Source organism: Aquiflexum lacus, assembly GCF_015476655.1.
In the GTDB taxonomy this organism is placed as follows: domain Bacteria; phylum Bacteroidota; class Bacteroidia; order Cytophagales; family Cyclobacteriaceae; genus Aquiflexum; species Aquiflexum lacus.
This window is the reverse complement of the sequence record NZ_JABFHF010000025.1, coordinates 47,350-62,373: the sequence shown is the minus strand read 5'-3', so window position 1 is coordinate 62,373 and position 15,024 is coordinate 47,350. Positions and strand designations below refer to the sequence as shown.

Annotated in this window: 18 protein-coding genes; 6 read left to right on the top strand and 12 right to left on the bottom strand. The window is 39.5% G+C overall.

Translation table 11 applies throughout. The annotated features are described in order from the left end of the window. The first annotated feature begins 1 nt into the window (after window position 1). The gene (locus tag HMJ38_RS19170) at window positions 2-550 is read left to right on the top strand and encodes a fasciclin domain-containing protein (protein ID WP_194976048.1); all 549 of its coding nucleotides are present in this window, start codon (window positions 2-4) and stop codon (window positions 548-550) included. A 59-nt stretch (window positions 551-609) separates the two neighbouring features. Here HMJ38_RS19170 and HMJ38_RS19165 read toward each other — a convergent pair whose 3' ends face one another. From HMJ38_RS19165 to HMJ38_RS19145, 7 genes are all read right to left on the bottom strand, one after another. Beyond that, window positions 610-1,170 (bottom strand): hypothetical protein, encoded by a 561-nt coding sequence (locus HMJ38_RS19165; protein WP_194976047.1) that lies wholly within the window; start codon window positions 1,168-1,170, stop codon window positions 610-612. Window positions 1,171-1,464: 294 nt separating this feature from the next. After that, the gene (locus tag HMJ38_RS25815) at window positions 1,465-1,785 is read right to left on the bottom strand and encodes a DUF2971 domain-containing protein (RefSeq protein ID WP_394355076.1); all 321 of its coding nucleotides are present in this window, start codon (window positions 1,783-1,785) and stop codon (window positions 1,465-1,467) included. A 22-nt stretch (window positions 1,786-1,807) separates the two neighbouring features. After that, the gene (locus tag HMJ38_RS25380; RefSeq protein ID WP_228780153.1) at window positions 1,808-2,146 is read right to left on the bottom strand and encodes a hypothetical protein; all 339 of its coding nucleotides are present in this window, start codon (window positions 2,144-2,146) and stop codon (window positions 1,808-1,810) included. A gap of 160 nt (window positions 2,147-2,306) precedes the next feature. Then, on the bottom strand, window positions 2,307-2,462 hold the full coding sequence (locus tag HMJ38_RS19160) for a type II toxin-antitoxin system VapB family antitoxin (RefSeq protein ID WP_194976046.1): 156 nt from the start codon (window positions 2,460-2,462) through the stop codon (window positions 2,307-2,309). Between the two features lie 263 nt (window positions 2,463-2,725). After that, window positions 2,726-3,724: a 4-hydroxyproline epimerase gene (locus HMJ38_RS19155; protein ID WP_194976045.1), complete on the bottom strand. Its 999-nt coding sequence runs from the start codon at window positions 3,722-3,724 to the stop codon at window positions 2,726-2,728. A gap of 149 nt (window positions 3,725-3,873) precedes the next feature. Beyond that, on the bottom strand, window positions 3,874-5,319 hold the full coding sequence (locus HMJ38_RS19150; RefSeq protein ID WP_194976044.1) for an aldehyde dehydrogenase (NADP(+)): 1,446 nt from the start codon (window positions 5,317-5,319) through the stop codon (window positions 3,874-3,876). A 233-nt stretch (window positions 5,320-5,552) separates the two neighbouring features. Further along, entirely contained in the window at window positions 5,553-6,443 is an 891-nt protein-coding gene (locus tag HMJ38_RS19145; protein ID WP_194976043.1) for a dihydrodipicolinate synthase family protein, read from the bottom strand. Window positions 6,444-6,574: 131 nt separating this feature from the next. On the opposite strand from HMJ38_RS19145, the gene HMJ38_RS19140 reads away from it, so the two are divergent. The 5 genes from HMJ38_RS19140 (at window position 6,575) to HMJ38_RS19120 (ending at window position 11,010) form a co-directional block, all read left to right on the top strand. Continuing rightward, on the top strand, window positions 6,575-7,438 hold the full coding sequence (locus HMJ38_RS19140) for a helix-turn-helix domain-containing protein (RefSeq protein WP_194976042.1): 864 nt from the start codon (window positions 6,575-6,577) through the stop codon (window positions 7,436-7,438). A gap of 225 nt (window positions 7,439-7,663) precedes the next feature. Continuing rightward, a complete protein-coding gene (locus HMJ38_RS19135; protein WP_194976041.1) occupies window positions 7,664-8,212 on the top strand; it encodes a hypothetical protein in 549 nt (182 codons plus the stop codon). 10 nt (window positions 8,213-8,222) lie between these two features. Further along, window positions 8,223-8,621 carry a hypothetical protein gene (locus HMJ38_RS19130; protein WP_194976040.1) on the top strand — a complete coding sequence of 133 codons (399 nt, stop codon included), beginning with the start codon at window positions 8,223-8,225 and terminating at the stop codon, window positions 8,619-8,621. Between the two features lie 52 nt (window positions 8,622-8,673). Further along, a complete protein-coding gene (locus tag HMJ38_RS25810) occupies window positions 8,674-9,105 on the top strand; it encodes a DUF4143 domain-containing protein (protein WP_194976039.1) in 432 nt (143 codons plus the stop codon). A gap of 219 nt (window positions 9,106-9,324) precedes the next feature. Beyond that, window positions 9,325-11,010 (top strand): DUF885 family protein, encoded by a 1,686-nt coding sequence (locus HMJ38_RS19120; RefSeq protein WP_194976038.1) that lies wholly within the window; start codon window positions 9,325-9,327, stop codon window positions 11,008-11,010. Between the two features lie 300 nt (window positions 11,011-11,310). Here HMJ38_RS19120 and HMJ38_RS19115 read toward each other — a convergent pair whose 3' ends face one another. From HMJ38_RS19115 to HMJ38_RS19095, 5 genes are all read right to left on the bottom strand, one after another. Then, window positions 11,311-12,117, bottom strand: coding sequence for a Spy/CpxP family protein refolding chaperone (locus HMJ38_RS19115; RefSeq protein ID WP_194976037.1), 807 nt, complete (start codon window positions 12,115-12,117; stop codon window positions 11,311-11,313). A 23-nt stretch (window positions 12,118-12,140) separates the two neighbouring features. Next, the gene (locus HMJ38_RS19110) at window positions 12,141-12,467 is read right to left on the bottom strand and encodes a hypothetical protein (protein ID WP_194976036.1); all 327 of its coding nucleotides are present in this window, start codon (window positions 12,465-12,467) and stop codon (window positions 12,141-12,143) included. Continuing rightward, window positions 12,448-12,942 (bottom strand): RNA polymerase sigma factor, encoded by a 495-nt coding sequence (locus HMJ38_RS19105; RefSeq protein WP_194976035.1) that lies wholly within the window; start codon window positions 12,940-12,942, stop codon window positions 12,448-12,450. Before HMJ38_RS19105 ends, HMJ38_RS19110 begins: the two co-directional genes overlap by 20 nt. A gap of 351 nt (window positions 12,943-13,293) precedes the next feature. After that, complete coding sequence (locus HMJ38_RS19100; RefSeq protein ID WP_194976070.1) at window positions 13,294-14,043, bottom strand: ThuA domain-containing protein; 750 nt, start codon at window positions 14,041-14,043, stop codon at window positions 13,294-13,296. Window positions 14,044-14,258: 215 nt separating this feature from the next. Further along, on the bottom strand, window positions 14,259-15,017 hold the full coding sequence (locus tag HMJ38_RS19095) for a M15 family metallopeptidase (RefSeq protein WP_394355075.1): 759 nt from the start codon (window positions 15,015-15,017) through the stop codon (window positions 14,259-14,261). Window positions 15,018-15,024: the final 7 nt, after the last annotated feature.

Sequence of the window (15,024 nt, the reverse complement as noted above, 5' to 3'; positions counted from 1 at the left end):
AATGAAAAAATTAAAATTCTTATCTTTAGCAGTTGTAGTTATCGCTTCTGCGTTTCTAGCAAGCTGTGAAAATTCCCCTAAGGAAGATACTACAGAAGAAACCGCTGTAGAAGTTGTGGAGGAAGCTCCGGTAGAAGCATCTAATACGGTTGTTGACATAGCTGTTGGATCTCCTGACCACACCACATTGGTTGCTGCAGTTGGTGCTGCAGGATTGGTGGAAACTTTAAGCGGAACAGGTCCCTTCACTGTTTTCGCACCGACAAATGCTGCTTTTGAAGCATTGCCTACCGGAACTGTAGACAACCTGTTGAAGCCTGAAAGTAAAGATCAGTTGACTTCAGTATTGACCTATCATGTCGTAGCAGGCAATGTTATGGCCGCAGATCTTTCTGATGGACAAATTGTAAAAACATTGAACGGTCAAGACCTTACGGTATCCATCAATGATGGAAAAGTAATGATTAATGGTGCAACAGTAACTGCTGCTGACTTAAGCGGAAGCAACGGGGTCATCCATGTAGTGGATGGGGTGTTGTTGCCCAAGTAATGATTACAGAAAAGAGACTAAAAACCTGCCAAATGGCAGGTTTTTTTGTTTTGAAATTGTCAAAGTTTGGAACCAGCCAAATTTTTGATTTTTGAAAAAAGTAACAAAATTCCCGGACGGATTAACAAGTAAATCAAAGTCCCGATCAATGCCAAAATACAACTGATTCCCGTTGGAAGAACTGCACCAAAAGTATAAGTCATTCCGACTACAAAGCCAAGAATACACTCAGCCCTATAGATTGGATAGAAAAGTGAAATTACCAATATACCCATCAACATATACCCGGGCATTTCGGTATTACCAAAGCTGAAAAATGAAGATAAGGAAATTCCATAAAGTAAGGCTAAAAAGAAACCTGTCCATACACTCTTTGGAATAGTGGTAAGAGGAGAATGACCTTTACACTGTTTTGTCAATCTTTTTTCAACCCTATATGATAAAAACAAAGTCAGAAAGGGAAGCAAAAAACCACCCCACCAATTGGAGATTTCAGGCAAATCCTCCCTTGCCAAAATATGGTGACTTGGCACCCCACCATGAAAATGGCTCCAGAGCAACAAGGCCCAAATGGCGAGGGTGATGATGGCTGTAAAATAGAGGCGGATTTTTAGAGACATTGGTTTTCGGGGAGGAGAGGATTAAAAATTAGGGGTTTCATAATGTCGTATTTCAGCAATTTCTATCCAATAACTTTCCATTTTATTACTGACTCTTATTTTATAAATTCATTTTAGAACGCACATTGTTTTTTTTGAAATACCTTAAAAAATGGCATTTATTATAAGTCTGATTGCTTCAAATTTATATTTGTCAAACTATATTTCTTAATAATATCTTCAATTACTTCTGAATACCATTTTGGAGCTTATGGTGATAAATGTATATTAGAAATTAATTCATCTGGTTCTATGTCACATTGAATTATGGGTGTTGGAGTAAAGCAATTTTCTTGCAGGTGTCATTTCATCATGAGTTTTTAAATGGGATAACTGGTCTTCTAATAATCTAAGATAAGAGATGATTAGTCGAAATTCATTTTCCGATTTATACTCTTGTCTCTTATATGTAAAAACATTCATTCCATTGTCAAGATGGTTAATTAGATCCTTTTGATAATTTAAATAATTTATTTCAGTTGGATACACGTCTTCCTTTGAGATTATTGCTTTTTGTAATTTTTCATGGGTTGTTTGGATTGCAATTCCATTTTCTTTAGAATAAATTTTCCACATATGGAGCATCTCGAAATTTTCCTTACATCAAAAATTTAAGTAGGTTGTTTGTTCTTATTAAACAGTTTGGATAAGTTCCAATATCCTTTGCGAAAAAGACCTTTTTGAATTTCTTTTCTTGCCCAATCATCAATAGCTTTTGCTGATAACGTTGGTAAAGTTCCTTCATATTTATCTTCAAAAGGTCTGCTCGTACGAAAAATAAAGATTTTTTGGCAAGTAAATATATTAGGGAAGGAATGTCCATATATCTCCAAAGTGTAATATTTTTTTTTTGGGGTCTAATAACCGGATGATTTTCATTTATTGGCATAACAATATATATGTAGATTTTTACGATTCCCTCTCTGTTGTAAATCAAAAAGTATTAATTTATATCAACTCAGTTTAGACTTGTGTTAACAATCACTTTGATAACTCTCAATTACCTAAACTTCAGCTCTTTTGGTTATTAATCCGATCTATCTTATCGACTTTTTTTAGGGTTAGTCTAATCTCATTGACCCCAGATTACCTTCCCATTATAATTTGCCACTGAGTTCACGAATTCCTTTTTGTTGATTCAACTGAATGATCAATTTCAATCCTTCCCCTACTGCTTCTTTTTTTGTTTTGACACCGGAAATCTTCATTGCTGCTAAAATCAGCTTATCCTCAATATCAATATTCATTTTCATGATGTATATGCTTTTATAAAAAATAAACATAAAATTTACTTAAAAGAACATTTGAAAATCTTCAAATTATTAAAGACCATTAAAATGATCATTTTACCAACCTATTTTCTTAACCAATCCCACCGTAAATGAATCAGCCCAAAAGGCTTAATTAAGTTCTCTTGATTCTTGGCTCCCCGATACTCGGGGCAGGCTTTGGTTCTTGTATCTTCTAACCCACCTTTCCCTTCAAAGTCTCGCTTCTCGGTTCTAATCTCTCGCCTCTATATCACCTGAAACCCATGCACATAAGGATCTTCATCATCCAAAAAAATGGTATTGTATCCTGTCACCACTGCCCATCCTTCTATGCTCGGAATAATAGCGGAAATTTCCCCGACTTGGGTTTCTTCTTCCACCTTTCCTGTGAATTTGGATCCAATGAAACTCTCATGGACAAATGGTTCACCTTTTTTCAATTTGCCCTTTGCATGCCATTGAGCCATACGAGCTGAGGTACCTGTGCCGCATGGGGAGCGATCGATTGCTTTGTCACCGTAAAAAACTGCATTTCTAGCTGTACTGCTTGGATCCAATGTTTTCCCTGTCCAAAGAACATGGGATAAGCCTCGGATTTGGGAATGCTCCGGATGGACAAAGTCGTATCTTTCATTCATCTTTTGCCTCAGGTTTCTGGCCATGGAGACCAACTGCTCTGCTTTGTAATGCTCTAAACCAGGGAAGTTTTCCTGAGGATCTACAATGCAATAAAAATTACCTCCATAAGCCACATCTACTATCAGCTTACCCAATTCTTCGGTCTCTATTTCAAGTTCTTCTGCTGCCAAAAAGCTTTTGACATTGGTGAGTTTGACGGATTTTACTTTTTTGCCTTCTTGCTTATATTCCACCAAGACCAATCCTGCCGGTGCTTCCATTCTTAGAAATCCGGGAGTTTTGGGCTGGATCAGTCCTTCCTCGATGGCAATGGTAATGGTTCCAATAGTTCCATGCCCACACATGGGAAGGCAACCACTGGTTTCAATAAAAAGCACGGCAAAATCATTTTCAGGATCATGGGGAGGAAAAAGCATGGACCCTGACATCATATCATGTCCCCTGGGTTCAAACATCAAACCTTTCCTGATCCAGTCCAAATTGTCCAGAAAAAACTGACGCTTTTCCAGCATATTTTTCCCTTCCAAAAAAGGAACTCCTCCTGAAACAAGACGCACAGGATTGCCACAGGTATGGGCATCAATACATTGGAAGGTGGATTTCATATTTTAAATGATATTTGTGATGTGGTTCAAGTCTTCAGGCTTGGACCACAAAATTTACAGTCTTCAGACTGTAGTAGTGCAGTCTGAAGACTGCTACCAAGAATGGTCCAAGACTAAGTCTTGAACCATTCCCTGAAGACTTGAACCACTTACTTCTTAAATTCCCCATCAACCATCCTCCAAATCCCCAATGGATTCTTCTCACTCAATGCATCAGGCAACAAATTTTCAGGCATATCCTGGAATGCAATAGGTCGGGCAAAACGTTTGATGGCGTAAACACCGACTGATGTGCTCCTGCTGTCAGTCGTTGAAGGATAAGGCCCTCCGTGCTGCATCGCGAAACCCACTTCTACACCGGTGGGAACACCTTTGTAGAGCATTCTTCCACACTTTTCTTCCAACAAATTGATCAGAAAGAGTTTGTTGTTCAGTTCATCTTCTTCTGCCCAAATGGTGATGGTCAATTGGCCATGGAGTTTTTTAGCGATTTCGAGCAGTTCGTCTTCATTTTCATAAACCACCATCAAGGCAAAAGAACCAAAAACCTCTTCTTGAAATTTAGCATCTTTCAACCAATCCTTGGCTTTGATCTTGGCCAAGGTAGGATGCGCTTTGATCAGGTCTTTCGCTGCAGATACCTTAACCCATTCCAATTCTTCTCTACCCTGTAGGTATTGAATGGAAGAATAATAGGCTTCAGCGATACCTTCGTGAAGCATGGGCGCGGCGGCGATATCTTCCAATTCTCCTTTGACAGCTTCGGAAAATTCTTTTTGAGCGGACTTAGGCACAAAGATCAATCCCGGGTTGGTGCAAAACTGACCTGCACCCAAAGTAAGTGAGCTTACAAAAGCTTTGGCGTGTCCCGAAATATCTTTTCCCAGTTTATGTTCAAATGTAAATATGGGGTTCACGGATCCCATTTCGGCAAATACCGGAATAGGTTCAGGTCTTTGACTTGCAAGGGCAAATAATGCCATGCCCCCACCGTGGCTTCCTGTAAATGCCACTGCTTTTGCTGTGGGATGTTTTGCCAAATCCTGTCCAATCTGAATTCCGCCTTCAACATGTGCAAAAACCCCAATCGGCAAGGCAGAATCTATGACGGCTTTGTGGATCACCTGCCCAACCAATTTGGATGTTTCCGGATGGGCGGGATGGGCTTTGTAAATAACGGGACAACCTGAAGCTAAGGCAGAAATTGTGTCTCCACCAGCTGTAGAAAATGCCAAGGGAAAATTGCTCGCTCCAAATACGATTACAGGTCCCAAAGGAGTCAAAAATCTTCTGATGTCAGGTTTTGGCGCAGGCGTCCTCTCTGGATCGGCATGGTCAATAGTGGCTTCTACCCAACTCCCTTCTTCCACCAAATTGGCAAAAAGCCTGATTTGACCACAGGTCCTACCCAGTTCACCGGCAATTCTACCTTCCGGCAAATTGGATTCTCCTGAAGCCAATGGGATAAGCTCAGCCTTCTCTGCTTCAAGACCTTCTGCAATTTTGCGCAAAAAAGCTGCTTTTTCCTTTCCAGGTACGTTTTTATAAAACAAAAATGCCTCTTGGGCGGACTCAAATATCTGATCTAGGTTCATTTTTCTTGGTTTAATTAGGTTATTTGGTTATTAGAAATAAGTTGGAAAAACAGTAGAAATATGATAGAAATAAGATGGAAATGAAATAGAAATATGGTTGAAATAGTAGAAATAATGATGAGTCTGGACTTCTATTTCCATTTTATATCGCCGAAGGCACGTTTCTACTTATTTCGAAATGCATAGATTACTGTTCAATATTCCCCCAAAACCTTCGAAGTCTTAAAAAGACCTCAAAGGTTGGGTCTATGTTCCAATCCTCGTTTGATAATGTTTTCTACTTTTACTCTTTCTTCACCAACTAATGTCAATCTTGGGGCTCGGACCCATTCAGTACCAATGCCTACCATTTGTTCGGCAAGTTTGATATACTGCACCAACTTGGGATGGATATCCAATTCCAATAAAGGTAAGAACCATCTGTAGATTAATAAAGCTTCTTCGTATTTTCCTGCCTTCACTAAATTATAAACGGCAACAGTCTCTTTTGGAAAAGCACAGACCAATCCTGCTACCCAACCATCTGCGCTCATTAACAGTTCCTCCATGGCTAAGGTATCTACACCGCAAAGCAACTTATAGCGATCCCCAAACTTATTTCTCATTCTGGTCACATTTGAAATGTCCCGGGTTGATTCTTTGATCGCTTGAATATTGTCACACTCCGCCAATTCCTCAAACATGGATAAAGTTACCAATGTCTTGTAATCAATCGGATTGTTATAGATCATGATCGGCAAATCTGTGCTATTTGCAACGTCTTTGAAATACTGCACCACTTCCCGATGATCCGCGGCATATCTCATGGGAGGCAAAATCATTAAGGCTGCGGCCCCCATTTCTTTGGCTTTATTTGCCCAAAAAATAGCATCTCTCGTTGCACCCTCGGCAATGTTTAGAATAACCGGTACTCGGCCATTGATGTATTTTACAGTGTCGGTAGTGAGTTTGATTTTTTCATCCTGACTGAGAACACTTGATTCCCCCAAGGTCCCCCCGAGAATGATGCCATGCACGCCGGCTTCCAATTGTGCATCTAGGTTTTTGAAAAACATGTCCATGTCCAAACTTCCATCCTGATGGAACTTGGTGGTCACGGCCGGAAATACGCCCTTCCAATTCATAGTCTTTTTGGTTTTTTTATCAAAGGTAACCCCGTATTGATGCGGATACTTACACCGGATTAGTCAATGATGATACTATATTGATTTAATATTAGACAATTTAATAAATTCGGATTAATATCATATTGCAAATGTCAAAAGTAATACCCTTTAAAATACCAAAGTCTCAAATGGAGTTCGTCCGCTATCAAGTGGATGCGGGACAACATTTTTATGATAAACTACACCAACACCCTGAATGGCAGCTGACCTGGATTAAGGAGGGGAAAGGCCAATTAATGGTCGGGGATTATTTGGGAAGGTTTGAAGCCGGTGATGTTTTTTTCTTTTCAGCTAATATGCCACACGTGTTCAGGTCAGATCCTGAATATTTCTCCGATAATGGCAATAAAAAATCATTGGGGCTAACACTGTTTTTTGATTTCGATACCTTGGGCAAGCATATCTGGGAAGTAGAGGAATTTTCTCCTTTACAACATTGGCTCCTTCAAATCAAAGGCTGTTACCACATCAAGGGATCGTCCAACTCTTTTATTCAGGAAGCGTTATTGCATTTTGGAAATAAAGAAGGACTAGACAAACTGATGGGCGCATTGCATATTCTCCGGCAATTACAGCAATCCAAGGACATGACATTGCTCAACAAACTCATTCCTCAAAAAAACTATACCGAAACAGAAGGAAAGAGGATGGGCCAGGTGATGTCATTTATTCTTGCAGAAAGTCATCGAACAGTTCAATTGCAGGAAGTAGCAGATCTTGCCAATATGAGCAAGGAAGCATTCTGCCGGTTTTTCAAAGAAAGGACCGGGAAAACATTGACAGAGTTTCTCAGCCAGGTGCGTATTCATCATGCCTGCCAACTCCTACAGGAAACTGATCTGTCCGTTTCCCAGATTGCCTATCAAAGTGGGTTTCAGAATTTATCCTATTTCAACAGGGCTTTCAAGAAATTCAGGGGAGAGACACCCAAGGAGTTTAGGGAGAAATTTTGATACTTTCAAATCTAAAAGGCTTAAAACCCTCCATCCCTACAAAATATTTAAAGACGCCTATCCTGAAGGTGGATTTTTAGTTTAATTTTTAGAGGTATTTTTTAGAATGGATCTGTAAATAACCTGAACTTTGTAGGTAGGGAGAAAAATTATTTTTTCCGGGAGGAGAAATGTTTCCTTATTTGAATTATCCATTCCATAAACCTTTGTCTTACAAATACTTAAATGATCAAAATCATCAAGGATCATGATTTCGATCATTGCCCTTTTTTCACTGGTGATCTAAATTTCATAAGCGTTCAAATTTGCTCACCTAAATTAATTAAAGCCATGAAAACACGCGAAATCTGGGCTTCCCTTCTAACAGCCTTTCTAATTGGTATTACCCTGTCAGCATCTGCACAGGAAATGAACAAACAGGACTATCTGGATAAAAGTAAGAAGCAAAAAACTGCTGCATATATCACGCTGGGAGGTGGACTTGTGCTTGGTGTTCTAGGGGCTAGCATGATTGATTCTAATAGAAGGTCTGATTTTAACCTTTTTGCTCCCACAGTTCCAAATACAACAGACAATTCAGAAGGGATTTGGGGAGCAGTTATGGTTACAGGTGGGCTGGCCGTTTTAGGAAGCATTCCTATGTTTATTAGTTCCAATAAAAATGCAAAAAAGGCAACCCAGTTGAGTTTCAGAAATGAACCCATACATATGCTAAAACATGAAGGCAACTTTTTCCGATCTGTACCATCCATTACTTTAAAAATTCCACTTTAATTAAAATGATATGAAAAAATCAATTGCACGCGCTGTATTTATTATAAGCATTCTAATCAGCATTATAGGCAACACGTATGGACAGGAAAAAACCAAAGATGACCTATTAAGAAAAAGTAAAAGACAAATTACCACAGGCTCAATCCTAGTAGGTGGTGGTGCTATCGCAAGTACAGCAGGATTATTCATGTTCTTAAATGAAAAAACATTTGATGCCGCCCCTACATTTATCATTACTGGCTTATTAACCGCCGTAATTGGCACTCCTTTTTATGTTGTCGGTCAAATAAATCGTCATAAGGCAAACCGTATGAGCTTTAAAAATGAATCCATCCATAATATCCCAAAATATGCCGGGAATCTTCCCAGATCAGTGCCTTCAATTACATACTCTATACCATTGAATTGAACCTGAGTTTTAAGAGGAATCGTCCCTGCAATTTTAAAATTAATTTTTAAAATTGCAGGGACGATTCCTCACTTTTGATCTTGAAATAAAGGAAATCAACAAAAGTCAAAAAATATACTTTTACGATTTTGGAATCAGAAACGCAATTATTCGCAACTTCAATAGAGCAGAAGTCAGGTTGGATATGGGAGGATTATGGGGAAACTTCTGTATAGGTGAAAGAATAAAATATAACCAAAATCACAGAAGTTTTGCCAACATCTACTTTTGGCGTACCTACGATCAACAGGAAATATACTATATCGAAGAAATAGGCGGAGTCTCAATTGCTATGTATTTAAGTACAGTCCGACAGCAAAGGCAAAATTACCCAATATATTCAAAGAAACATACCCCGAATCTGAGTTCAAGGTCATCACACCTAAGAATTTCTACTAACTATTTTTACTCGAAAACAGGACTTGAAAAGATAGCCCTCCGATAAGAACATATCAAAACACCACCCATCAACCAAGTCCCACCATTGGTCAATGGGGTATTGGTTTTTTGTGGAAAATTAAGTGAAATTGGTTCAGTGAAATATGATAGAAAAATACCGTTGGCGATATAAAGTTGAAATAGAGGTTAGGGACTTTTATTATATCAACTGTATTTCAATTATAGATCTATTTATTTCAGGAAAACCTATAAATAATTTTCAAATATGAAAAAGTCGCTACTTATAGTTATACTGACCATTTCAGTCTACATTTCATCCCTAGCTACAGAATTGTACCCAAGTATCATGAGCTATCAGGCAGATAGAACTGCTTTGGCCAGAAAATATAATAATCCATTGTCGGATGAATATTTTCAGCGAATGGACCGACTTTATAAAGATTGGCTGAAAGCATTGGAAAATATGCCTTACGAGAGCTATTCAGCAGATGGTAAGCTGGATTACCAGATTTTTAAGAATTACCTGGAAAAGGGAAGTTATTTTCACGCTGCGGCGTATGAGGAATACAAGTCTGTCAAAGATGTGGTTGATTTTGCAGGCCCATTGGAAGAATTCTATCAGACCAGAAGAATGGCAGAAAAACCCAATGCCCAAGAATTGGCAGCGACATTTACACAAGTTGAGAAAGCTATCAAAACCAAATGGGAGCAGTCCAAAAAAGCTAAAAAATATAACAGTTGGCAGACAGCGGAATTGGCAGCACAGGTGGTGGAAGCCATGCGAAAGAGTACTGAAGAGGCATACAATTTTTACTATGACTATGATCCGGAGTTTACCTGGTGGATGAAAGAACCCATGAAAAGTCTGGATAAAAGTTTGAAAGACTACGGGGATTTTTTGAAGAACCATTTTGAAAATACCGTGGTAAAAGATGACGGCTCGGGCATCATCGGTAAAATCTCAGGAAAAGTGGCCATAGAAAAAGAGCTTGCCTTTAATATGATCCCATATACTGCCGAAGAACTGCTTAAGGAAGGGGAAAAACAATATGCTTGGTGTGAAGCAGAAATGATCAAAGCCTCAAAAGAATTGGGTTTTGGAAATGACTGGAAAGCGGCTTTGGAGCATGTGAAAAATACCTATGTCCCGGCAGGAGAATGGCCCCAAATGGTGGCGGAGATGGCAGAAGAAGCGATTGCTTTTCTTGAAGACAATGACCTGATGACCGTTCCTGAAATGGCTAAAGAAACGTGGAGAACTACCATGATGTCCGCCGAAAGACAAAAGGTGAGTCCATTCTTCTTGGGCGGAGAAACCATCATCATTTCTTATCCTACATCAGAAATGTCCCATGAGGACAAAATGATGAGTATGCGGGGCAACAATCCACATTTCTCCAGAGCTACGGTTCAGCATGAACTGATACCCGGACACCACATGCAGCAATTTATGAATCAGCGCCATTTTCCCCATAGAAGGATATTCAATACACCATTTTGGGTGGAGGGTTGGACTTTGTATTGGGAATTTAACCTTTGGGACAAAGGTTTCCCGAGAAATGCAGAAGATAGAATCGGGATGCTTTTTTGGAGAATGCACCGGGCAGCAAGGATTGTTTTCTCATTGAATTACCATTTGGGGAATATGACTCCCCAAGAATGTATAGACTTCCTCGTGGACAAAGTGGGACATGAGCGGGCCAATGCAGAAGCAGAAGTCAGAAGGTCATTTGAAGGAAGCTATGGTCCTTTGTACCAATTGGCATATATGATCGGCGGTTTGCAGGTGTATTCCTTAAAAAATGAAATGGTCCAATCAGGGAAAATGACAGAAAAAGAATTCCATGATTTCTTTATCAGCCAAAATTATATGCCTATCGAATTGCTTCGTGCGAGGATGAAAGGTGAGGATTTGCCAAGGAATTTTAAAAGTAGCTGGAGGTTCCTGTAAAAACCTTTGAGGTCTTTTCCAGACCTCGAAGGTTTTTCTCCTAGGAATACATTGATTTTAAAGTAAAAAGACCTTTCAGGTTTTAAAAACCTCGAAGATATGGCTCTTCAACCTTTGCGATCATTTTCAGACCTCGGGGGTTTTTTAAGCCTAAATTAATTTTGTATCGCAGTTTCAAATCAGGAAATTTTATCCCTGAAGACCTTTGAGGTTTGAAAAATACCTCAAAGGTCGGGCGATGGTTATTCAAGCCATAACTTCGAGTCATGGCATGATTTTACCCATTATAAGCGCTTGGTATTACTTTGGAAATTCATCAGGTGCTTGCTTTAGGGTCATAATAATGACTCCGTTTTTACCTTTATCACCATAAAGTTCAGTGGCACTGGCACCTTTTATGACTGAAATACTTTCTATTTCATCAGGGCTGATGTCATCGAAGCTGAATATTTCCTTCAATCCATTTTTTGTTTTAAGGTAATAAGTAGGTTTGTTTCCATTCAATTCCTGCTCTAGTTGAAAAAATAACTTCGAATTGGAATCCGGAACAATTACAACATCGCCTGAAGGGCCTATTGTACTTGTTATTTTTCCTTTTAAGGATTCATTGGAGCTGAGGCCAGATACCCTTGGTCCCGACGCAACTCTTATCTGAGGACCAGTGCTTTGCAAAGTGGGTGAAATTTTTGTTGCTGTTTTTCCGTACACAGTCCAACTTCTTGACGAATTCAGCGAAGCTTGTTGGCTTTCAGTCAGTTCATTCTTAATTGCAACCAGGGTGCTTAGTTGTTTTTTCTTTAGTTGGTTTTCAAGATTCAAAACGAGATCCATTTGCCTGGATACTGTTACAGCATCAGGTTTCGTTTCAGCAAGTAGTTTTTTCAACTTTTCTGTAGCGGCATCCAAATCCCATTTGAGGGTGCTGAAGTCTGCTGCATTGGTACTGTGGATTTTTTTTATCTTTTCAGCTTGCGCATCCGAAAGTGAGATTTTATCCCTGTTTTTCATTACCAAATCGGCAGAGTAGAGATATTCCTGAAACATGTCTTGGGCGTTAACCAAGCCTGCGGTTAGGAAAAGGAATAGGAAAAGCATGTATTTAAACATAATAAGTAAGTTTTATAGTTGGTTTAGTATTCAGTCAAAAGAGAGGTGGTAGGAGATTCCCAGGTTTCCAGATAGGTTTTTTCTTCTATCCGGATTTGTTGATTGTTTTTTTCATCTTCTTCCAGTGTTATAATGATTACCTCAGTAGGAGGGCTTGGGACTTGATCTTCGTGAGGCAAAAGCAAAAATCCCAATGCAAGAGAAGCTGCAATCCCTATCGGAATCAGGTACCACAATTTTGGATTTTTCCGAATCGGAAATAGGGGGACTTCTATTTTCCTATCCTTCTCCTTCATTTCCAAAAAGAAGCCAGCCAATTCCTTATCACTATTATTGTCTTGCATTTTCATAAGCTTGTTTCTTTAGAATGAGTTTTTTAAGACCCGATTTCCCCCTGTCATAATGTGTCCTGACCGAACCGATACTGATACCCATCACCTCAGCAGCCTTTTCCAAGGTCAGATTATGGTAGAACACCAGCAGCAAAACCTCCTTTTGCCTTTCCGGCAGTCTTTCGATCAATTCTTCATGCGAAGCAGCAGTAACTTCTTCCTCTGTCTCTGCTGCATCAAATTCTGCTTCAAGTGGAGAGATATTTTTGTCCTTCTTTTTCCACTCCGCTGCGGTAAACCTGATGACAGAAAACAGCCAGGTTTTTACTTGGGATTTTTCTTTATAAATGGCCTTCCCCTCGAGAATTTTCAAATAAACCTGTTGCAACACATCCTTTGCCAAATCCTCATCAAATGAGCAGCACTGTCTTGACCAGTGGTAAGCTTCTTGGTGAAGATCTTTAAGGAGGTTTTCCAGTTGGGGGCTTTTCATTCTTAGTCATTAGTGTCTAAAAGGTACTTTTATATGACAAGGGAAGAAAGTTATTTTAGAATAAGGTTGGAAAAAGTTTGAAATACGTTGGAAATAGGGTTGGTGTAAATTGAAATACGTTGAAATAGGATAGATATAAATTGAAATAAAACCGAATCAACCGTGTTTTTCTTACCATCGTAATATTTTATTGTGTTAGCTCTTTTGCCCGCCTGCTATTTGGCAGGTCTCCCATCTTTTCTGCCATTTCAAAGGAAACGGATTCATCTTGAGGATAACCGGACAAGCATAAAAAAACCTGCCAACTCCTATGAATTCAGAGTTGGCAGGTATGGGGGAAACCTTTTGTACTTAATCTATTGGAAATCCTTTGGCGGCCCACCAGATTCCGCCATATATATGTTTTTGAAAATTGGGGTCAAGGAATGACCAATCGGTATGGCCCAATGCGGTATAAAAAATCCTACCCCCATCGTATTCATGCGTCCAAGCCATTGGGTGAAATTCTCCCATGCCCTTTTTAGGGTCATAGGAAGTCTCATCAGCGGTAATCAGAACCCTCACATCAGGGTTGAAATTCTTAAAAGCATAGATCTCGTCTGACCATAGCCATTTTTCGGGTAAGTGATATGTTGCAGGGTGGTTTCTATCGACGACATTTAACCTTAAAGTCTGCTGATGGGGATGGTTCAGAAACTGTGCGCCGATCAATTTGGTGTACCAAGGCCACTCATATTCAGTATCAGTAGCACTATGGATTCCAACGATGCCTTTTCCACTTTGCACAAAGCGTTGGATGACTGCCTTTTGCTCTTCATTGAAAATAGTCCCTGTAGTACTCATCAATATGATTACCTGATGTTTTTCCAGGTTTTTATCTGTGATGTAATTTTCGTCTTCAGTGGAATGTACATCAAAAATATGTTCAATTCCCAATTTTTTTATGGCAACCACACCATCAGGAATGGATTGATGTCTGAAGCCCTTGGTTTTGCTGAAAACCAAAACACTGAATTGCTTTTGGGCAAAAGATTCTGAACTCAAGCCTATAAGGATGATACAGGCGAGTAGGAGGGAGGGGATAAGGGTTTTTAGGTTTATCACTTTTTTTATTTTAGATTTTAGAATTCAGATTTAAACAAAGCCTGCCCCGAGTATCGGGGAGACAAGAGACAAGAACCAAGAACCGAGATTATCTTTTCCAAATCAAGTAGTGAGTTTTGAGATTAGGGGAATTTTCCAATCCGTCACGCCTGTGCGCCTGTGGCGTAGCGGACAAGTTCTTTTAATTTACAATCTTTGAATACCTTTCTTTCTCACTTCACCATTCCGAATTTTTCGGAGGCTTCTTTTCGGGAGAAGGCATTGAAATGCCACCATTCGGAGCCGATTCCAGTGAAACCTCCATGCTTCATTACTTTTCTGAGTATTTCACGGTTGGCAATATGTTCTTCAGTGATTTTTCCTTCCTTGAGCATTTGATCTTCTCTATCTGGATAAGCAGGATATCCGAAATAGTCGTACCCGGTTCCCATATCCAAAGCTTTTCCGGTTTCGGCATTGGCCAATGTAAGGTCTACTGCAACCCCGAAATTATGCAATCCTCCAATCTGGGGATTGGCAACATAAAGGGGTTTGATGCTATCAGGTTTGTTCAAGTTGTCCCAAAGTATCTGCTGTACACTTTGAGGTCGGACGCCGTCATAGATCAAGAATGTCAGTTCAGGATGATCCGCTTGGAGTTTTTCGTGTGATTCTTTCAGCATGTCAGCTACAATAGGTTGCAAATAGCATCGTGTTAAATCACCATAGACGTCTTGACCAAAGAAATTGTCTGTTGTGGAATATTTGAGGTCCACATAAATACCAGGAATAATGACTTCTATATCGACCAATCCAGCATCGATCAGGCTCTGCTCCAGATCTCCGACTTTATGGACTATTTTAAATTGCTCTCCTCCGATATCCGCGATTTCATCTTCATGGATATCATAGCCTGTGGCAGTTTGTTCGTTCATTTTGGATTCACAGCCCCAAAATGAAAATGCCAATATATAAATCAGGTGTTTTTTCAAAGTATAG